Consider the following 18,959-nt stretch of genomic DNA (forward strand, 5'->3'; position numbering starts at 1 on the left):
GGTGGTTCGAGTGTGGTTGGGGGAAGGATTTGTTGGGATTTGTGTGGTCGGCGTGGTCTGTGAACCGGGGCGTGAGTGGTGGTCGTAGTGGTGTGTGACTAGTGGTTTGGCTTGAGAGTTAGGTAGAGGATTGATGGACGTCGAGGGTGCGGTTCGGGGCGGTGGTGGCGGGCGGATTTCGACGGGTGGGGGCGTGTCGGTTCGTGGTTTTGCTGAGGTTGAGGCGGTGTTGCGGACCGGCGAGCTGTGGGCTACGGTCCCGGTTGATCTTGAGCAGCGGGTGATGGCTGAGGTTGGTGGTTTGGAGCTGCGGCCGGAGTTGGCGGTGGTGGGTTCGGCTCCAGTGGTGGGGTCGGTGTGGGGGATTGGGTCGCGGCGTGCGCATACGAATGCGCGTGGGCGCGGGCGGTCGTCGTTCGGTGGGCGGTTGGGGTTGGTTGCGGCGGTGGGGCTTGTGGTTGCGGGGGCGATCGGGGTTGGTGCGGTGGTGGCGTCGGGCCCGGAGGGCGGATCTGTGGCGTTGTCGGGGACGGTGTTGGCTGAGGATGCGCGGGCTGTGGTGGAGGTTCGGGATTCGGCGGGCGGGGTGGAGATTGTGGTGAAGCCGTCCGGATTGGCGCCGGCTCCGGTGGGCAGCTTTTACCAGGGGTGGGTCAAGGGTGATCGGGGGATGGTGGCGATCGGTACGTTCCATTTGCGTGATGGTGCTGAGGAGATCGCGTTGTGGTCGGGTGTTGATCTGGCTGACTATCCGGCTATCGCGGTGACGTTGCAGTCCGAAGGTGCGGGCACGGACTCGTCCGGCCGGGTTGTGTTGTCGGGGCAGGTTCCGCCGCAGCTCCGCTGACGCCAAGACACCAACGCACACATACTCTTGGGCTACCTAACAGACAACAACTAGCCATTCGGCTCAATGAGCCGATGCGGGGTCCCCTAGCGTCAGGTTGAAGCAGCCGCGTCTGCCCGCATGAAATCTTCCGCGGCGACATCGACACCGAACGGGACAGTCGGTCCTACGATCGACGCATCGCCTTGGTAGCGGGACTGTTCGCCCGAGCGGCGCGTCCTCACCCGGCGAGCGCTCGTATCGGTCGTTGTGGCAGGCAAACTCTTTGGCGAGGGAGGTCGAGTGGGTGCTGTTCGGCACCGGATTCTTGTCGCGACCACCCTCATCACACCCGGTGCTTGACCGGATCGACGGCAGAGTCGCCACGGCTGCGGGCGCTGCGTTGGGCTAACGGCGCGCAGCGGCGGGGTCGGCAGCATTGGAGTGCCTGGACCGGCATTCAAGTTCAGGCTGAGGATCCCGACGCGATCCGGCGGCCAGGTCCGTAGCGTACTGACGGATAGTCGCGCCTGGGATCTCGGCGGCCTTTGACGTGACCGTTCATCGGTATAGGTCAACAATCTATACGCCCCCGCGCGGCGAAGGCCGCCTCGGAGAGATGGGATTTCGCCATGGACTGGCGTCATCGTGCGGCCTGCCTGATTGAGGAGGCTGACTTGTTCTTCCCGATAGGCAACAGCGAGACCGCCTATCAGCAGATCGAAGAGGCGAAGGCGGTCTGTCACCGGTGCGAGGTTCGCGAACAGTGCCTTGCGTGGGCCCTGCGGGTCGGCCAAGACCATGGCGTCTGGGGCGGTCTCAGCTCAGAGGAACGGAACTCGCTACGACGACGAGGCCAGCGAGAGCGGCAACTCTCCATCCGCAAACAGTAAAAGCCGCAGCTCGCGGTGCGCGACCGGAGCCCAATCTGCGCGGCAACGCCATACGGCGTATCAGCCGAGAAGCTGATAGACCTTGCCGCCGAAGCAGGCGTCGAGGGGCGGGGAGCTATATCCTATCGAGAACCATTCCCTGGCGTCGGCCGGCTGACCAAAACGCCACAGCCCCGCTACGTGCCGGTGCGTCGAGACTGTCCGCCAAGGACGCGACTCCGCAGCAATACGCCATGAAATGGTTGTGCCTGGCTGTGTGCGATATGTGTACGAGGAGGCTCTGGGATGGGCGACAACCTGGTCCGCCGTGAACCGGTCAAGGGATCGTCGACGTACTGCCCGCTGAGCACGACGTAACGAAACGGACGTCCATAGAAGTAGCCAGGCTCGAGGTTCCTGCGCCGGTCCGTCGAGGGAGTGGAATTGCCGCTGGGCATCGATGTCGTGCTTCTACGTTTCAGCCGTGCCCCGGCCAGCGCCAACTGATCGGTGACCATCTGGAGCAGCGGGTCGGCGATCCGATCAAGTAGGAGAAATGATGCTGTTTCGAATTCTATTCGTCGTCCTTTGCGTCGGCTTCATTGTCGGCGGCGTGGGTAGTCTGCTCGGTGTGCCGTTCTTTCAGGAGATCATGGATCGCGTCGGTGTCGGGCGGACGTTGGCGGTCGCGATCTCGGTGCTGGAGATCGCTGCTGCCGTGGCGCTCGTCATCGGACTCTTTGTGCCAGTCGTGGGAGTCACTGCCGCCGCTGGCCTCTTCCTGCTCATGATCGGCGCGGTGCTGTTCCATGCACGTGCCAAGGACTTCAAGGGCATGACACCGCCTGTTATGAATGGTCTGCTTGCGTTGCTGGCCGTTGTCTTCGCTCTGCCGCACATCTGATCGCGGGACCTCCACAAGCACAGCGCGTTTGGACGCACGGCTTGTGGTGATGCAGGCATCATGACTGGGATCCGGCTCTTCAAGCCGACTCACGATCGATCAAGCGCACCCGCAGGTGAGGCAGACAGGGGTATTGAATGACGCACGACACGGGCCTTGCCGCACTGGGTGTGGCTGCTCCGGACGAGACATCGTTGACAGAGCTCGTCAAGGCGATCATCGGGCGACGCGATGCCGTACCGGCGTCGGTGCGTGTGGAGGAGGCCGAGTACACGATCGGTACTCCGACGACCGAACAACTGGCGCGGGTGTATGGCACCGCACTCCTGTCTGACGGCAGCGTTCGCGAGTGGTCCTGTTTCGTCAAACGGCTGCAGTCGCCGAAGTTATGGAGATATATCCACCTAATTCCGGCGCAATTGCAGGAGGAATTGATCAACCAGCTGCTCTGGCGGCTGGAGGTCGCGGCCTACACATCTGATCTCCACGAATACTTGCCTGAGGGCCTCCGTCTGCCCACGGTGTTTCGGATCGACGAACTAGGCGACGATCGAGCAACCATCTGGATGGAGAACGTCGTCCACGCACCGGGTTCCTGGGACCTGGCGCGATTCGGACGAGCGGCCCATCTGCTTGGCCGGCTGAGCGCTCGGCGTCGGGCACATCTCGTCGGGCCGATCCTGCCACGAGCGAACGCAACTGTCCCGGGTATGGCGCTACGCTTCTATGCGAAGTCACGGACCCAGAGGATGCTGGCGGTCCTGTCAGCCGAGGACGTCTGGCACCATCCCCTGCTCAGGGAAGTGGTTGCCCGGGATCCCGCATTACGGTCCGACGTCTTGGAGATGGGTGAAGCGCTTGACTCGACGTTGACCGCGCTCTCACTGCTACCGCAAGCCTACCCGCACGGAGACGCCAGTCCCCAGAACCTGCTCGTGCCCGTTGACGCGCCGACCGACTTTGTGGCGATAGATTGGCTTTTTGATTCCCCGGAGGCGATCGGCCTCGACCTCGGCCAACTGCTCGTCGGCCTCGCTCACTCAGGAGTCTTGGAGCCCGAAGAGCTGCACGAGGTTCACCCGGTCATCTTGGAATCCTTCCAGGTCGGTCTGGCGGAGGAAGGCATGGCGGTCGAGGATGGATTGGTCGAGTACGGGTATCTCGGCTCGCTGATGATCCGCTCGGCCTTTACGGCGTTGCCACTCGAGCAACTCGACGACCAGCCGACAGACCTACTAGGTGCCTTGTTCAACCAACGCGGTCGCCTCACCCGCGTGCTCGTCGACCTCATCCGGCCAGTCGTACTGGGGCCGTGAGTTTGCGGTGCTTGGCTCACGGTGGCCTGTGGTGGAAACGATGTGGGTCGACGACTGCACCCTGCCAGTAATCAAACCTTGTGAGCTCGCGCCCGCATGTGTCAGAAGACTGGTCGTACGTCACCGTCGACGACAGTGGACAGTCGCGTGCTTCGTAGTCCACGGGCAAAGAAGAAGCCGCGGTCTCGTCGTTCGTTCAATGCTGAGTGCAAGGCCGAGATCGTCGAGCTGTGCCAGCGCGGTGACCGGTCGGTGGGGCAGTTCCCGAAGGACTTCGATCTGACCGAGACCGCGGTGCGGGAGTGGCTGACAGGCTGAACGCGACGCTGGAACCGGCGACGGAGGGTTGATCACGAGCGAGAAGGACCAGCTCGGGCAGGTTCGGCGGGAGAACTGCCGGCTGCGTGAGCATGTCGAGACTAGCCTTCCACGGCTTTCTTCGCGCCGGGCTCGACGCCGCGACCGAGCAGATGGCCACCGACAGTCAGTTCACTGCGCTGTACTCATCCGGTGCATCACGTGTCCAGGGCCCGATCACCAAGATCGGCAACACTCACGTGCGACGGCTGCTGATCGAGGAGGCGGTGCCATCACAGCACCACCGGGCCTGCTACCGGCCCGGCAAGGCGGTGCGTGACCGGTGGGACCTGGCCACGTCCGCCGCCCTGGCCCGTGGCGACGCCGGCAACCAGTGGCTCCCAACGCTGGCTCCGTTTCTGATCCTGCCGAACACCCCGCCCTGCGGTAACCAACCCGCGCATATCAGTCCGACCGCGCGTCGCCAACGACGCGCTCGCCACCAACCAGCCGACGACCGCCAGAGGCGCCCACCACGGAACACATCCGAGATGGGCGCTCGACCCTGCCACTTGACGAGCTCACTCGCTATCAGTTGTCGCATCTCAAGCGACGCGATCGTGACACTGCGCGGTGCGAACGTTCGTGGTGAGCTGCGCTTGTTGTGATCAGCAGCCTGACGGCTAACGCCCTTCGTGTCGATGCGGCGGCCCGTAACCCAACACGCGTATATCGCGGAACCCGGGACGAGGGTGGCGTCGCACCCAGAACCCACGTCGCCTTGGTCCCAGGTGGAGCTGCTCCGTCGAACCCTTTGGCGGAGACCACATAGGGCGAGGCCAACGCTGCCTTCGAGTACTCTGCCGGCTTCCCGACGGCGTGAGGTTCCACCACAACAGCCGCTGCCTCCATGAACAGGGGCCGCGGCTTCGTGGCAGCGACAACTAAGAATTCCGCGGCGCTAGCCGCCGACTTTGCACCCGGTCCCCTTCTTGATCACCGGCTTGCCGTCGGGCTTGACCACAGACCAGTTGCAAGCGAGACCTTCACCCTTCGCGTCGGTAGGGACCTTGTCCTCCTTGAACTTGTACAGAGGCCACCCGCCGAGGGTCACCTGCGTGTATCCGTCGCCGTCGACGCGGCCTACCGTGCCGACGAGCTTCCGATCGATTCCGGAGACCTCCACCTTCGAGCCGTCTGTCAAGGCCGGCGGCCAGGTGCTCAAACAGTCAAAGGCACACTTGACCTTGGCGGGTGTGGGATCCTCGTGATCGTCCACCTCGAAGCGATAGGCCGTCCACCCATTGATGGTGACGATATCTGCCTCCACACCCTTGATCTTGGCGCGCCGGACCGCGAGCTTGATCGGCTCCGGCCTAACCGTCGGCGTCGCACGAGGCACCGTTTCCGGTGACGGCGTCGTTGAGGGGACCTCGGGCGCCACGGATGTGGTGGCTGTAGACCCTGGTGCCGACGAGTCGTCAGTCCCCGCGGAGGAACTACATCCAGCAAGACCCACTAGCGCGGCCGCAGCTACCAGTAGAACGGAACTCCTCATCACAATCTCCCATGACAAAGCGATGCACCTCACCACAGCAGGTGCGTGAAGACACAGTCGGACACACCGACCAGCATCCGGACACCGATCGATACGCCACGCACACCACAATCGGTTCACGCCTCTCGCGACCACGTTGATCAGGCCGCAATGTCGACGCCAGGCATCCACCGCCGAGGTCCAGGTGTTGCGGGTCCAGGAGGCTGACCACGGGTCTGTCATCCCGGGCTGGTCTGGCAGGGTGACAGAGCATCGGTCGCTTTCGGTTCGGAGTCACCGCAACCAATTGCCTGGTTGAGCAAGTTCGGGGATCCGGGGTTGAAACGTGGCCGCTGCCGACGGAGTACAAGGTGGTGACGCTGACCCCAGCGCTGCCGGCTCGGACGCGCTGACTTCGCCAACGCGTACCGCCTGCGCGGTCCGTCCGGATCCAGGAAGTCGACGTTGCTCCCCGATATGCACGTTCGCGGTGCCCTGAACGCGTCAGATAATGACTATGAGAAGGAGCGGATCAATGTCCGATCTGGGATGTTCCTGGCCGTGAGGACGAGGAGGTCGTCGGCGTCTCCGGGTGAGGCTCGACAGAGATCGGCCCCGAAGGGTCCTACACGTCGAACGGCGTGGGTGGTGCGGCAGGGGCGCGGTTGCGCCGCGGAGCATGAGTCCGGCCCTGGCCCGGCTGAGCCGGGACCGCTGAGGTCTACTCGCCGACGACCCCATCCGGCCGGTGGCACGCGTCACATGAACCGATTGCCAAACGCCTTGCGTACAGCAGTGTGAGGTGGCGCCTTCACATCAAGGTCGGGTGCTCACCGTCCGTGCGGATACATCCGGCAAAGGAGATTTGTCAGTGGGTGCTCACGAGTAGATGCCCTTGTCGCCCTTATTCGAATTCTCGAATCTTTGTACCCAAACCGCGATGGCCAGCCGGCGCGGTTGCGTACCTGTGTGTAGGCGTCCATGGATTTCGAAACCGCCTGCTTCTCTCACGAAACGAGGGCTGAATGAATCAGATGGCAGCTGTCTCCCGCTTCTCCGAGAAGCTTCTTCGAGGGGCGATTCAATGGTTGGAGCCGAGAATCGGGAAGAATTCGGCGCTACCGGACCAGCCGTTCTTTCCTGAGGATACGTTCCCATGGGGGCGCCGTCTTGAAGACCATTGGAAAGATATTCGAGAAGAACTTGACGCGCTGCTGGCGCACCGCGACGCCTTGCCCAACTTCCAAGACATTTCAGCCAAGCAGAGCAGGCTTTCCAATGATGACAACTGGAAGACCTTCTTCTTCGCAGGATACGGCCTCAAGGTGGATGCGAATCGACGCAGGTGTCCTCGTACCGCCGCGTTGATCGATGAAGTACCTGGGCTCAAGACCGCCTTCTTCTCGATCTTGGGACCTGGCAAGCACCTCCCTCCGCACCACGGCCCATACAAGGGCGTTGTGCGCTATCACCTGGCTCTCAAGATTCCAGCCCCGGAGTCGGCGTGCGGGATCACAGTCGGCGGTGTGACTGCACATTGGCGGGAAGGCAAGAGTCTCGTCTTCGACGACACCTATCTCCATGAGGCTTGGAACAAGACCGAGGAGGATCGCGTCGTCCTCTTTGTCGACGTCGTGAGACCGCTCAATTTTCCGTACTCCGTCGTCAACAGCGTCATCTTATGGGCTATCGGCCGGAGCGGTTTTGCGCGTGAGGCGAAGAACGCGCACGAAGCCTGGGAACAAAAGTTCGAGTCCTTGCGGAGCAAGGAAAGGTAGGTGCCGCACGCCGCGCGCATGGTTGTCGCCGTGGTTCAGTCCGACGACTTTGACAATGCATCTGATTCACCTCTGTCGACCCGGCTATTTTATGAGTGCTGTGATCGCTGGTGAATTATCGGGCGAGAGTCACGATCTGAGGGTTCTTCGATGATTCTGGTTGAATTCTAGTGACGCGTGTAGTGAGCTGATTTACGGTTGGTGTGCGTCATGGGTACGGCGAATCGACCTGTTGCTGCGTTGGCTCTTCGTGAGGGTGATCGAGCGCGGTTGGTATGGATGGCTCGGTCGTCAAAGGGGCGGGCGGGTCTGGCGCAGCGCCCGAGATCCGTACCTGGCTGGCAGCCGACCCGCGGATCCCGGTGCACTTCACCCCGACGTCCGGAGGCTGAGCTTGGGCGAGGTCTGATTCGGCATCTTCCTCAAGAGCCGAACGGCTCGACTCTGCCTGTAGGTCGATCGCGGAACCCTGAGAGCCATCCCAGTCTGACGGACGAGGCGTGGGAATTGGTGACGGCCAGCGGTTCACTGCGTATGAGCGAGATTGAGTATTGGGTTGGTGCGCGGAATATGTCGTGGCTGCGCCGCGGGTGCCGGGCTACGCGGTGGCCTGCCGTGGTCGCGAACCACTGTGACGGACTCTGCCGTACAGCCAAGTGCAGAAAGAGTTCCAACCGAGGAGGAAGTTTGTTGTCAAGGGCAAGTCGCATCGCGATGCGCGTCACTGCTGGTGTGGCCGCACTGGGCGGTCTCGCGATCGCGGGCCTGCAGGCAACTCAGGCGCAGGCAGCAACGCACTACTGGCTTGAGTTCACCAACCGTGAGTCGGGGCAGGTTGCGAACGTCGGATTCGAGCTCGGCGACAAGGGCGAAAGGGCCACCGTGCGGCAACACCTCGATCGAGGCACGCACGACTGGAACAACCAGTGGGAAATGATCCCAGATGGTGATGGCTGGAGTCGTTACAAGAACCGATGGTCCGGCAAGTGCATGGAGGCGACAGCTGTCGCCAACGGTGCCGCCGTTGTCCAAAAGACCTGTCAGAACACTCAGCGTCAGAAGTGGAAGATTCTGTACGACGTCCCTACTGGCGACGAGTTTTTCAAGCCGATCCGCAACAAGTGGGCAACCAGTGAAGGCAAGAGCAACCTTGTGCTGACGGTATACAACCCGTCGAAGGATGGCTCACCGCTCATGCTCTGGACGCACTACTACGGCCACAGTCAGCACTGGAACATCGCGGTCGACGCAACTTCTTGATCGAACCAACCGGGAATCGTCAAGTTGGCAGGAATGCATGGGGTCCGCGGTGATCGACTGACTACCAGGCGATCCCGCTGGCCTTCGCGATCTGGCGCGGTGGTGTCTGCCGCCCTCCACCGGGGGACGGCACATCCATCTTGATCCGTGGTTCAGCCGCTCAGCTTGGAGTCTCCTGATACCTGCCAAACCCAGGCCAGCGCGGCGCACGCCAAGAACTCGGCCTATTGCAGACGTAGACTCGCCCACATCCATGGCCGGCGGGGTCGACGCAACACTCAATTTCTATAGGCGCTACAGGAGTTTGCGCGTTGCGGTTGCTGGGTGCTCCTGCCTGTGCGGTCGAGCCAATGGTGGAGGTCGGAGACGTGAGAGCAGAAGGGTCTCGACGGTGGAGGTCGAACGTTGCTCAGTGTTCGGCTGCCATATCTACGCTGCAGTCGCAGATTGCGCAATTCGCCGAGGCGCGGGGATGCGAAAGAGTTTCCACCCCGACCGCGCTGCTTCTCAGCCTCGCTAGTGAGGTCGGTGCGGTCGCTGCGCATTTCCGATGGCTCTCACCGCGGCAGGCAGCGACTGTCATGGCGGATCGGCGCAAGGCGGAGCAGGTTCGTGAGGAGCTCGCCGATGTGTACTTGTGCCTGTTGCGCTTGGCGGATGTCCTGGATGTGGACCTCGCGGAGGCCCTGCTGCACAAGCTCGAAGCGATGGAGATCCGCCATCCGCTTGATCCGGATGGCCGCAATTCCTCTCGCCGGTCCAGTCCGTGGACTGCAGGCTGGTGAGCCGATGTGGATTTCCCGGCGCGCTCCGGGATGGTGCCTCAGCCTAGGGAGTCATCGGGCTGTTGGAGAGCCGACCGCAATGCCGGCTCCGGTGAGGAGCGCAGGTAGTCGCGGGTGCACAATTCGGCCCGGGCGGTAAGGGCGACCGTTGAGAGGGCGCACTGAGCTGAGCCGGCGGCTAGGCCGACACTGCGCTGGTGTGGCGGCGGACGATCCCGAGGGTTGCCTCGGTGGGCCTCGGTGCATCTGCCATCGAGGTAGCGCAGGATCTGGGCGTGGCCGAGTGCTTGGCGCGCGATGGGGTTGTCGCGCAGGCCCGCTGCTTGCAGTCGGAGTACTTCGTCGATCAGCCCGTTCTGCCACATGCTACCCAGACGATCGGTGATGCGCTGGTGGAGGACCGCCCGCGGAACGGAGAGACCGATCTGTACGGCCGGGTAGACCATACCGGTTGCATGGCATGGTTGCTGCTGGCGGCTGACCGGTGAGAGCGAGAACCTCTAGCGCTCGGACTATGCCGCGGCCGTTACCTGGCGCGATCCGCGATCCGCGATGCGGCGTCGGGGCGAGCGCAGCGAGGCGCGAATGCATGCGGGCGGATCCCACGCGCTGAAGTTCGGCCTGCAACTCCGAGCGCAATGCCGGAGAGGCGGCAGGGAACTGCATGTCGTCCAGAACGGCCCGCAGATAAAACCCGGAGCCGCCGACGAGGACTGCTGACCGGCTGTCGGCCAAGATTCTATCGATGATTTCCCGGGCCATCTGCTGGAAGGAGGCGACGTCGGCGGGCCGGTCGAGGTCGAACACATCCAGCAGGTGATGGGGTACGCCGCGCATCTCCGATGGGGTGATCTTGGCTGCACCGAGGTGGATGCCCTTGTAGAGCTGCATGGCGTCGGCGTTCACTACTTCGGCGTCCAACGCCTCAGCCAGATTCACGGCCAGGTCGGACTTGCCGGACGCCGTGGTGCCCATAATCGCCAGCTGCTGTTGCCACACGACGCCGGCCAGCTGGTCCAGCTACGGATCCGCACGTTGACCGTGGTCCCGCTGGCGCGGTCGACGAACTCACGGTTGGAGCTCTGCGATCAGCTTGCCGCCGATGATGATCAGTTCCTCGGCGGTCACGCCATCTCGGGCAGGAGGTGACTGGACACCCGGTGAAGGCGAAGCATCAGTTGCGGCCGGTGCGGCCGGTGCGGCTGGTTGATGATGGTCGCCGGTGCGGCCGGCGGAGCCAACGTGTGGGGGGCCTACGGCGGACAGGTGACGCTCGGTCCCGCGACGAGGGACGGGCCGAGACGGGTGATCGTTCGTCGACCCGGCCTGGCCCGCATGCCAATTCTCCGGTGCGCGGTGCAAGACATTGTGCGGCTGAGGCAGCGGCTGGGGCCGGTGGAGATCGCGCCCCGTCGTGGGATGCCGGCCCCGGTAGTGAATGCGGTGCTGCTTCGGTGCTGTTCGGCAACATTCCCGGCGGGCGGCGAGTGGCGCTTCGTTGGCAAACCAAGCGACGCGAACCGGGTGGCCGCCCGTACCGGACCTGTGAGTATCACCCGAAGTCAGGCGTGCTTCGGCTACGCACCGGGCGGTCGCCTGGTTCGCCGAGCAGGTGCCACGGTCGAGCGTGTGTTGTCGACAACGGATCGCCCTGAAAATCGTTCCCTGTGGCGCGACACCACCCCTAACGGAGCCCACCAGCACAAGCACGCGAAACGTCGCGATCATCGGATGTCGCTCAAGAGGCATCTCTCGACCTCCAATGGCGATCACGCGACGATCGCGACGTCCGCTATTCAGGCGTCCGGTGTGTCAGGCCAAACTCGCAAGACCTTCGGACGTATCCAGCATATGTGTCGCTAGGCGCAGACGGCGAACGATCTGATTGCCCAACTCTTGTTCGTCCCAAAAGCTTCGAATCCTGCGACCTGGGACGTTCGTGAGCTGATGACCTTTCGAATCGCAGAAGTAGGGTTGACCTGGCCGAGTGAGCCGATGAGATCGAATGAGTTGTTGATCACCTGCGTGCCGATTGGGCAGGTCGCCTCGGCCGCCTTTCCGTTGGAGTTGAACTTGACCGGACTGGTGGTGACCACCGTTCGGTTGTCCAAAGGGGCGGCGCAGATGGCGCCGACGTGGAGTCTCCAGCGATTTCCGGGTGTCCGGTCAAAAGCCTTGACGGAAATTTTGTTTGTGCTCGGAAGTATTTCATCTACGACAACACGGCCATTTCCGTTGGAGGTGTCGAAGCTCGTTCCGAGGACCTGAGTATTCCCGGGGCAGGTGGCGAACACGGTCTTCTCGGCTTCCGCAGAGCGTACGCTAGTGACGAGCGGGGGGAGTACGTATCCCTTCGGGCGATCGGCACAGTATGCCATCGCCTGAGCGCTCCAAGGCCCAGGGTTCGGAGAAGTATCCACGTGCGCTCGTAGCTTCACCGTTTTCTCGGTTACGACCAAACCGGTCGCGACCACGTTCGGATCCGCAATGAGGAAGCCGGTTCCGACTACGACTTTTTCGCCGGGACAGACTGCCGTCGCGGTATCCGACGTCTGCACCGTCGGCGGTTCAAAGAGACTTTTTACCTCTACCAGTCCTGCGATCGCAGTGTCGGTCGCTGCTTGAGTAGTTGGCGTGGCTGTTGATGCACCGCTTGCGGAACCAGCCTCGCCCGCCGCGACGGCCGCGACGGTGACGACGGCCGCAAATGCTGTTGCGCTCATGAGTCTAAACACGCTTCTTGGCATCAAAAATACCTTCCGGGGTCGGCTGATGCAATTTCTCTCACTTAGCAATACGTCTGTGGAAAGACAACGGTTCCTGCCAGGACGCTGCACGCTCGGGGGCAGGTGCCCGGTCGCGCGCGCCGCAGAGGGGCCCACAAATCGGCCAATGTGGACGTCGACCAAGTTGGAGGAATCGTGCCCAGCCCCGTGGAGTGCTGTGCTGTGTCCGATCGAGGAGGTGAAATAGACCTCACGCGATCCATTCCGTCCTGATCTCCGCGAGCATCGCCGGCCCACTGGCAGAGGCATCCGGCCGCGACATTGCCACAGCGAACGTATGCGCTTGGATGCAGCACCTCGGTGTAGACATCCAGCAGTACGGCGTCGCCGTCTTATCGGTTCTGACCCAGAGTGGCTGAGTTTATTGTGTGTACCCTGGGCGGGCGCTCGCGGACGGCTGGGCTGTGCACGATGTGACCGCTATCGCCTGGTCACCGGCTGGCGAAGAACTCGAGTTCTGCGATGGCTGTGAGGAGCCTGGGGTCGTTGCCGGTGCTTGACAGGACGGCTATCTGGACGCCTCGCGCGTCGGGCGCGTCCAGTCCGAACCGTTGGAAGCCTGCCACATCGGTGAGCCGGAAACGGCGGACCACTGGCGTGGTACCGGTGGTCACGACAACCTCGATCTCGACGGGTCGTGGTCCGGCAAGGTACGTAGGGGTCTGAACTGAGGTTCCGGCCGTGATGCCGAAGGCAATCAGATTGGCCGGCTTGCTGAACCCTGCCCGCACGAACGGCACCTTGGTCGGCTTGTTGCCAACGCGGGGGGCGGCCCAGAATGTGTTGGTCGCTCCGTCGAACGCGTGCGCGGCCGGATGCCCAGGCGCCGCGACGCCTGTGTGCGAGGTCGGGCGGACCACAATCGGGTCGAGGGTCTTGTTCAAGACAGCGTGATAGGCCTCGATCAGACGCGGACGCTGCGGGCCGACCGCCAGACCGACCCCGGCGAGGACCACTAGAGCGGTGATCAGGCGTAGTCCGCGGCGGATGCGTTGGCGCAGTTGCCCGGGTGGTGGTATCCGCGAGTCCATCCGATACACGCGGTGCCGCCCAAGGATGCGTCGCCACCACGGTGGCTTGCGAACGACCGGCGCAACTTCGAGCGATTCGCCGCATTGAGCGCAAAATCGGCGGCTGGACTGGTTCGGGACGCTGCATCGCCGGCAGATTGTCGATCCGGTCGGTGTGCTTCGCTCCGATGGAAGGCGGGGCGGCCGCCGGCGTTGAACCGGTTGTGGTTGATGGGCCAGCACACCTGAGGACGACCTGCCATCTTCCTTGGGTGGCTCGGTTGGTGCTGTGTCACTCTGATCGTGTGGCGAGGGAGCGTTCGAACAGGTGTCACCAGCCGGCTCACCGTGCCATTCCAGGAAGGCTCCGCAACGGCCGCAGAAGACCTCCGCATCCGCGTTGTGCTCGCTGCAGTTCAGGCAGATGATCATGCTTGCTCCGTCCGCTGCCGTCGATCCCGGTCGTCCGTCCCTTCGACGATCTCGACGTGTGCTGGAAGGTGGGCCGGCCGGAGATCTTCAACGATCCGACTGACGAGATCGAACAGGTCGACGCCTGGGATCAGACCGTTCTGCCTGGTCACTCGGACGACGATGCCAGGGGCGGCGTGGCCGGGAGGCTCAGAGCCGGATGTGATCGACCATGATGTCCCCCCGGATTCTGTGATCTCAGGTCGGAACCCAGTCGCCAACTCGATGGTTCGGGCAAGGCCGGCCGCGGTGCCGCGCTGCCGGTGCAGTTGCATCGCCTCACTGGTCAGCCGGCGCTTGCGCTCTTCGTCGAGGTCTGCGTGGTCGAACGCAGCCACCCATGACGCGAGCGCCCGCAAGAAGTCGGCTGGAGTCAGTGCCGGGTCGAGGTATGCAGTGATGTTGTCGAGCGTCAGCATCACCGGTGCCAGCAGGTCATCGAATGCCGCTACGAACCGGGTCGCGAAGTCGTCCTCGACATACAACGCAGGCAGCAGTTGGAGCAGTGGGTGTGGATTTTCCAGGCCATCGACGGTTCCACGCATCAGCCGCCCCCGGTCTGAGGGTTGGTCCGATTCATTGGACGACCACCTGGTGCTCAAAGGAGAAGGGCAGCTCAGTCGGTCCGAGCTCGAGTCGCTGAAGCGGCGTGGCGTCGCGTGCGCCGAGTACTGGGTCGGCTGCGAACAGACGGAGATCCTCGACTGACTCCAGGCCATCCACTCTGCCCAGTCGGGCGTGCAGGTCACCTATCCGAACCGCGGTGCCAAGCGGCCAGCCGCGTCCCCGCGGTCCGCCCGCCAGCGGGTCGAGGTACTCGTACAGCGCGGCGAGGGCGGCGTTGCGAAGCCGGCCTCGAGCTGCGTCAGTCTGAGCGGTCAGCTTGGCCACAACAGTGATGCCACGATAGTAGGGCGGTTCGATCAGCAGCCGCGTACCGAGGACCCTTCGTGGCTCAAGATACTCAGCAACACGTCGCAGCACTTCCTCCGGCGGACGCAGTCGGATCATCTCGAGCTGGAGCGAGGGATCGTGCGTGATGGCGGGGACGACAAGCAGGCGGACAACGTTGATTTCGCTGCCGTCTGTCGCGCCGGGGCGAGCCGGCACGCAATGGACCCTGCCGAGTTCGGGAGCGGCACGCCGGGCGAGCATCTCGTAGTCGGAGGCTGCGACGGCACGATCGCGGCTACGCAACTCGAGCGGGCCCCGAATGACGGCTTCCGCCATTGTCTCGCCATCCACTCCGCCTTCTGCGGGTTGCCGGTTCGTCGTGGAGGTGATGTATGGCACCGACGTCTTGGGAACGCGCAGAGAGTTCGCCGCAACATTGCCTGCCGCGCCACCACCGGTGTGGTACTGCCGAAGCCGTAGGACGGCGCCCTTCGGCGGCACCGCACCATATCGACGGACGGATCCATCAGCGAGTCGCGCCGCAGGCCCGAGCAGCACCTCTCCGCGATGACGATCGAAAACGAAGTGGTGGTCAGCCTCAGTAGATTCAGCGAAGTTCTCGACCTGTGTCCAGATCTGCCAGCCCGAGTCGTCGCCAACCTCGAGCACCTCTTGCGTACCACTGTCGACGACTGGTGTGCGCCGTACTGGAAATACCTGCCCAGCGCTGCCGTCGCTGCGGCCGAGCTCTTCCTGATCCACAGGCTCGGCGTGAAGCGCGCTCGTGGTGCCTCCGATCGTAGCGGCGAACAGACTGTTGATCAGCGGTGGGGAACTGTAGGTCGCCTGACCTGGCTCTGCTTCGGTGAGCACGCAACGCAGCCAGCCGGCCCGGTGTTGCCTCAGGACGGTCGGCTGGTGTCCGGGCGGCACGTGCAGCACGAGGTCCCCCGGCCGATTCAGTCCACCGGTCTCGTCGCGGTCGACCTCACAAGGGATCCACTCGTCGCCGTTCCATGCCTCCCAGCGCAGTGGCGGATCGGTCGGATCGACTCCGATACCGTGCACCTGGCAGTCCCACCGCAGCAGAACCGCACACGATGGTGTCGCGGCGCTGAGGCCGACGTAGAGGGCATCGCCCACCGCCGGTGAGTCACCGAAGCAAGGGAATACCTGACGGTCCTGCAGTTGGTCGGTGCGGTCAAGTGGGGCGTCGTCGCTGGTCGACGTCGCTACCCGCGCGAGCTCGCAGGGGACGATGTCGAGGTCGCTGCTGGTAGTGAACACGATCAGCTCGTCGCCCTCCCCGCGGGAGGTGGCCACTTGCGTGCCGGCGCGCACCTGGATCGTCTCGGGCTGTGGGCTCGACAGCCAGAACGTGAGGTCGGTACGTGCTGCGGTAGGAGGAAACAGGCGTAGCCCGACAAGCTCCAGGAAGCGCAGATAATGCCGCTCGGGTACCCGGTTCAATCGGTACAGCAGTTGGTCCACCATGGTCGCGAAGGCCTCGATCAAGGTCACGCCGGGGTCCGAGACGTTGTGGTCCGTCCACTCCGGGCACCGGCGCTGGATCAGGCGTTTCGCGTCATCGACCAAGTCCTGGAACCGGCGGTCATCGAGATTAGGGGCGGGCAGACTCATCGGGTGCCTTCCGGCTCGTGCTCGGGGATGACGTAGAAGGGAAAGACCAAGTTGCGCGGGTCGTTGGTGCCGCGGATCTGGTACCTCAGGTCGATGTACAACGTGCCTCGACTGACCTCGTCGAAGTGGATGTCGACAGCGAGCAGATCCACCCTGGGCTCCCAGCGATCCAGCGCGCTACGTACTTCGGCTGCGATCCGCCCGGCCGTGCTGGCGTCGGCGGGGGCGAACACGTAGTGATGGATTCCACAACCGAACTCCGGTCGCATCGGCCTCTCACCGGGCGCTGTGCCCAGGATCAGCCGGATGCTCTCGGCAATCTCACGCTGCTGCTCGACGAGTGCTATCCGCCCGGTGGCATCGGTGCGCAGGGGAAAAGCCCACCCCGATCCGACGAACTCCTCAGACATCCCCGGTCTCCTCGATCTCCATGCAGTCACGCACCGATGACCACGGTGGGGGCGCCAGTGATGATCGGCGCCCCGCACCCGGTCAAATCGCCCACTCTTGCGGCCGGCTGGCCGCAGATGAACACCGTCGCCGAGCCGGGCGGCAGAACCGGCGTCGGCGGATGCGGTCCCGCCGGCGGCGGGAACATACAGGTATGCAAAGTGCCTATCGTTGCTGCCGGCCTGCCCTCGACCAGGACGGTAGGGGCCCCAGGACCCGCCAGTACGCCAGGGTGCGCCGTGGCGTCCCCGACGCGAGCTGCTGCCGGCATGATTGCTCCTCATGTTGGTGGGACTTCCACGCGCTCAGTTGATCCGGACCATGGGCGCGGTGATCTCGCACAGTGCCCCGCCGTCGACGGAGACGTTCGGAGCGCTGAGCTTGGCTTGTGCGGAGCCGATCACGTCGACATTCACGCCTTTCAGACGGACGTCTCCGCCACCGGCGTCGAGGGTGACGCCACCCGCGGCGCGCAGCGTGATGTCCTCGCCCCCAGCGATCGTGACGCCACCGGAGCCTGCGTCGATGGACACGCCCTTGGAGGCCTTGACCACGACGGTCCCGTCACTTCGTACCGTGAGGGTCGTCGGTCCCACGTCGAGCGCGACTTCGAGCTTGTGGTCCGAGGACTGTACGACGATGCCGCTGCGTTGCTGACCGTCCAAGAACTCCATGCGGTGCCCGGTCCGGCTGACGAAGCCTCGCCGTACGATTTCGCCGGTTCCGTCGTCGACGTCGGGAACCGATCCTTTAGACGGTCGGCGGCTGGCGCTGTGCAACCCACCCACGACGAACGGCCGCGCGAGGTCGCCATGCGCGAACGCGACGAGCACCTCGTCGCCGACCTCGGGCAGAATGGCGGCGCCACGGTCGGGCCCAGCCCCGGGCTGCACAACGCGGGCCCACGCAGTGGTGTAGCTGTCATCCAGCCAGGGCAGTCGGAGCCTGACCCGACCGAGATGCTCGGGATCGCGAACGTCGGTCACCACGCCGGTGGCGAGCCCCGCCACTGCAGGTGCAGACTTGTTGCCACCGGCGGTCAGACCGTACAGGGATCGCTCCTGCTTGCCACTGACCGTGATCTCGGTCGCGTAGCCCGTGTCGGCCAGAAAGACGTGGCGTGCGCGTGTGAGGACGTACCGGCCGTCGAAGGGTACGCCGAGACTGGTGATCGACACCGCAGTCCCTGCGCGCAGCGCCGGGTTCCCGCGGACCACGCCCTCCATCTCGGCGAAGGTGCCTGCGACACGGTCGGCCAGAGCTTCCGCCGTGGCGTCGATACTGGACTGCGATCTGTGCACTGCGTGGGTGGTGACCAGAGTCGGCGCGGTGAAGCGCTCGGCCAGGGTCAGTGGCTCGACCCCGATCTTCGCGCTGCTTGTCCGCGCCGGCCGACGCGCCACGACAGCCTGCTGGGTCTGGTCGTCCCAGCTGCGGACTTCAACCTCCGGCACCTGCCCGGCGGCAGACACCGCGGCACGGAGCCGGCGTACATCGGCGCCGAGTTCCAGCACGTGCGGCTGTTTGTTGTCGCCCCCTTCGGCAGCATCGGTGGTGTCGGATGGCCTGGTGAAGTTCAGATTGCCGGCCTCGACCGACAGTTCGTAACCGATCTCGGCAGCCAGTGTGTGGAGGAACGCCCAGTCGGGCAGATTGGCTTGCGTAACGTTCTCGTGCACCGTGCCAGGTGAATCGATCGTTCCCACTCCGACGCTGTTGCGCTTGGCCACCGTCCGGACGATGTCGGCGTACGTCACTTGGGTGTAGCTCATCGTCCGGGACCCGCGCAGCAGACGATGAGAGGCGTCGAAGCCGCGCACGGTGGTGTAGGTGCCACCGCCATCGACCTCGGCTTCGAGTGCAGTGACTTCGCCGACCATCAGAGACGCCGGAGACGGACGCTCGGCCGCCACCACACTGATCTCGACCTTGCTGCCGATCTGGATGCCTGCCTTTGGGACGACCAACCGGTCAGGGTCACGAAAACGCAGCGAAAACATGTCCGGGAGATGAAGGTTGTCGTCGACGTACGCCTCGGCGAGCAGGACGAGTAGGTCATTTGCCAGCGGATTGCCGTCGACGGTCAAGCGCAGCGTGCTGGTGATGTGCGGGGTTGCCATGTGGTTGCCTCT

17 protein-coding genes and 1 pseudogene are annotated in these 18,959 nt (G+C 63.9%); 9 read left to right on the top strand and 9 right to left on the bottom strand.

Annotated features, from left to right (window positions below; genetic code table 11):
- Positions 1-133: 133 nt before the first annotated feature.
- The 6 genes from ACQPXM_RS11490 (at position 134) to ACQPXM_RS11515 (ending at position 4,883) form a co-directional block, all read left to right on the top strand.
- On the top strand, positions 134-847 hold the full coding sequence (locus tag ACQPXM_RS11490; RefSeq protein ID WP_432947644.1) for an anti-sigma factor domain-containing protein: 714 nt from the start codon (positions 134-136) through the stop codon (positions 845-847).
- 611 nt (positions 848-1,458) lie between these two features.
- Positions 1,459-1,719 (top strand): WhiB family transcriptional regulator, encoded by a 261-nt coding sequence (locus ACQPXM_RS11495; RefSeq protein WP_432947646.1) that lies wholly within the window; start codon positions 1,459-1,461, stop codon positions 1,717-1,719.
- Positions 1,720-2,257: 538 nt separating this feature from the next.
- Positions 2,258-2,602, top strand: a complete 345-nt coding sequence (locus ACQPXM_RS11500) for a DoxX family protein (protein WP_432947648.1) — start codon at positions 2,258-2,260, stop codon at positions 2,600-2,602.
- Between the two features lie 137 nt (positions 2,603-2,739).
- A complete protein-coding gene (locus ACQPXM_RS11505) occupies positions 2,740-3,918 on the top strand; it encodes a phosphotransferase (RefSeq protein WP_432947650.1) in 1,179 nt (392 codons plus the stop codon).
- A gap of 147 nt (positions 3,919-4,065) precedes the next feature.
- Positions 4,066-4,236, top strand: a complete 171-nt coding sequence (locus ACQPXM_RS11510) for a hypothetical protein (RefSeq protein WP_432947652.1) — start codon at positions 4,066-4,068, stop codon at positions 4,234-4,236.
- A gap of 92 nt (positions 4,237-4,328) precedes the next feature.
- The gene (locus ACQPXM_RS11515; protein ID WP_432947654.1) at positions 4,329-4,883 is read left to right on the top strand and encodes a hypothetical protein; all 555 of its coding nucleotides are present in this window, start codon (positions 4,329-4,331) and stop codon (positions 4,881-4,883) included.
- 293 nt (positions 4,884-5,176) lie between these two features.
- Here the strand turns inward: ACQPXM_RS11515 and ACQPXM_RS11520 are convergent, their stop codons facing one another.
- The gene (locus ACQPXM_RS11520; protein WP_432947656.1) at positions 5,177-5,659 is read right to left on the bottom strand and encodes a COG4315 family predicted lipoprotein; all 483 of its coding nucleotides are present in this window, start codon (positions 5,657-5,659) and stop codon (positions 5,177-5,179) included.
- A gap of 1,127 nt (positions 5,660-6,786) precedes the next feature.
- Here ACQPXM_RS11520 and ACQPXM_RS11525 point away from each other — a divergent pair.
- From ACQPXM_RS11525 to ACQPXM_RS11535, 3 genes are all read left to right on the top strand, one after another.
- Positions 6,787-7,530 carry an aspartyl/asparaginyl beta-hydroxylase domain-containing protein gene (locus ACQPXM_RS11525; RefSeq protein ID WP_432947658.1) on the top strand — a complete coding sequence of 248 codons (744 nt, stop codon included), beginning with the start codon at positions 6,787-6,789 and terminating at the stop codon, positions 7,528-7,530.
- Positions 7,531-8,244: 714 nt separating this feature from the next.
- Positions 8,245-8,790, top strand: a complete 546-nt coding sequence (locus tag ACQPXM_RS11530) for an RICIN domain-containing protein (RefSeq protein ID WP_432947660.1) — start codon at positions 8,245-8,247, stop codon at positions 8,788-8,790.
- Between the two features lie 581 nt (positions 8,791-9,371).
- Positions 9,372-9,575 (top strand): hypothetical protein, encoded by a 204-nt coding sequence (locus ACQPXM_RS11535; RefSeq protein WP_432947662.1) that lies wholly within the window; start codon positions 9,372-9,374, stop codon positions 9,573-9,575.
- Positions 9,576-9,613: 38 nt separating this feature from the next.
- Here ACQPXM_RS11535 and miaA read toward each other — a convergent pair.
- The 8 genes and pseudogenes from miaA to ACQPXM_RS11575 form a co-directional block, all read right to left on the bottom strand.
- Positions 9,614-10,550 (bottom strand): annotated as a pseudogene (gene miaA / locus ACQPXM_RS11540) (tRNA (adenosine(37)-N6)-dimethylallyltransferase MiaA).
- 884 nt (positions 10,551-11,434) lie between these two features.
- Entirely contained in the window at positions 11,435-12,298 is an 864-nt protein-coding gene (locus ACQPXM_RS11545; RefSeq protein ID WP_432947664.1) for a hypothetical protein, read from the bottom strand.
- Positions 12,299-12,792: 494 nt separating this feature from the next.
- Positions 12,793-13,392 carry an NADase-type glycan-binding domain-containing protein gene (locus ACQPXM_RS11550; RefSeq protein WP_432947666.1) on the bottom strand — a complete coding sequence of 200 codons (600 nt, stop codon included), beginning with the start codon at positions 13,390-13,392 and terminating at the stop codon, positions 12,793-12,795.
- Between the two features lie 407 nt (positions 13,393-13,799).
- Entirely contained in the window at positions 13,800-14,387 is a 588-nt protein-coding gene (locus ACQPXM_RS11555) for a phage tail protein (protein WP_432947668.1), read from the bottom strand.
- Between the two features lie 31 nt (positions 14,388-14,418).
- Positions 14,419-16,377, bottom strand: a complete 1,959-nt coding sequence (locus ACQPXM_RS11560) for a putative baseplate assembly protein (protein ID WP_432947670.1) — start codon at positions 16,375-16,377, stop codon at positions 14,419-14,421.
- Complete coding sequence (locus tag ACQPXM_RS11565) at positions 16,374-16,787, bottom strand: GPW/gp25 family protein (protein WP_432947672.1); 414 nt, start codon at positions 16,785-16,787, stop codon at positions 16,374-16,376. The genes ACQPXM_RS11560 and ACQPXM_RS11565 overlap by 4 nt, the downstream gene beginning before the upstream one ends.
- A 26-nt stretch (positions 16,788-16,813) precedes the next feature.
- The gene (locus tag ACQPXM_RS11570; RefSeq protein ID WP_432947674.1) at positions 16,814-17,098 is read right to left on the bottom strand and encodes a PAAR domain-containing protein; all 285 of its coding nucleotides are present in this window, start codon (positions 17,096-17,098) and stop codon (positions 16,814-16,816) included.
- A 34-nt stretch (positions 17,099-17,132) separates the two neighbouring features.
- On the bottom strand, positions 17,133-18,947 hold the full coding sequence (locus tag ACQPXM_RS11575; RefSeq protein ID WP_432947676.1) for a VgrG-related protein: 1,815 nt from the start codon (positions 18,945-18,947) through the stop codon (positions 17,133-17,135).
- Between the last annotated feature and the right edge of the window lie 12 nt (positions 18,948-18,959).

The sequence above is a fragment of the Kribbella sp. CA-253562 genome, assembly GCF_050942265.1.
In the GTDB taxonomy this organism is placed as follows: domain Bacteria; phylum Actinomycetota; class Actinomycetes; order Propionibacteriales; family Kribbellaceae; genus Kribbella.

What these genes read in the sequence shown, in the direction of transcription:
- ACQPXM_RS11530 (WP_432947660.1), top strand. Translation starts at nt 8,245, where the DNA reads ATGCGCGTCACTGCTGGTGTGGCCGCACTGGGCGGTCTCGCGATCGCG.
- ACQPXM_RS11565 (WP_432947672.1), bottom strand. Translation starts at nt 16,787, where the DNA reads ATGTCTGAGGAGTTCGTCGGATCGGGGTGGGCTTTTCCCCTGCGCACC.
- ACQPXM_RS11500 (WP_432947648.1), top strand. Translation starts at nt 2,258, where the DNA reads ATGCTGTTTCGAATTCTATTCGTCGTCCTTTGCGTCGGCTTCATTGTC.
- ACQPXM_RS11575 (WP_432947676.1), bottom strand. Translation starts at nt 18,947, where the DNA reads ATGGCAACCCCGCACATCACCAGCACGCTGCGCTTGACCGTCGACGGC.
- ACQPXM_RS11515 (WP_432947654.1), top strand. Translation starts at nt 4,329, where the DNA reads ATGTCGAGACTAGCCTTCCACGGCTTTCTTCGCGCCGGGCTCGACGCC.
- ACQPXM_RS11505 (WP_432947650.1), top strand. Translation starts at nt 2,740, where the DNA reads ATGACGCACGACACGGGCCTTGCCGCACTGGGTGTGGCTGCTCCGGAC.
- ACQPXM_RS11550 (WP_432947666.1), bottom strand. Translation starts at nt 13,392, where the DNA reads ATGGACTCGCGGATACCACCACCCGGGCAACTGCGCCAACGCATCCGC.
- ACQPXM_RS11490 (WP_432947644.1), top strand. Translation starts at nt 134, where the DNA reads ATGGACGTCGAGGGTGCGGTTCGGGGCGGTGGTGGCGGGCGGATTTCG.
- ACQPXM_RS11525 (WP_432947658.1), top strand. Translation starts at nt 6,787, where the DNA reads ATGGCAGCTGTCTCCCGCTTCTCCGAGAAGCTTCTTCGAGGGGCGATT.
- ACQPXM_RS11555 (WP_432947668.1), bottom strand. Translation starts at nt 14,387, where the DNA reads ATGCGTGGAACCGTCGATGGCCTGGAAAATCCACACCCACTGCTCCAA.
- ACQPXM_RS11535 (WP_432947662.1), top strand. Translation starts at nt 9,372, where the DNA reads ATGGCGGATCGGCGCAAGGCGGAGCAGGTTCGTGAGGAGCTCGCCGAT.
- ACQPXM_RS11495 (WP_432947646.1), top strand. Translation starts at nt 1,459, where the DNA reads ATGGACTGGCGTCATCGTGCGGCCTGCCTGATTGAGGAGGCTGACTTG.
- ACQPXM_RS11545 (WP_432947664.1), bottom strand. Translation starts at nt 12,298, where the DNA reads ATGAGCGCAACAGCATTTGCGGCCGTCGTCACCGTCGCGGCCGTCGCG.
- ACQPXM_RS11570 (WP_432947674.1), bottom strand. Translation starts at nt 17,098, where the DNA reads ATGCCGGCAGCAGCTCGCGTCGGGGACGCCACGGCGCACCCTGGCGTA.
- ACQPXM_RS11560 (WP_432947670.1), bottom strand. Translation starts at nt 16,377, where the DNA reads ATGAGTCTGCCCGCCCCTAATCTCGATGACCGCCGGTTCCAGGACTTG.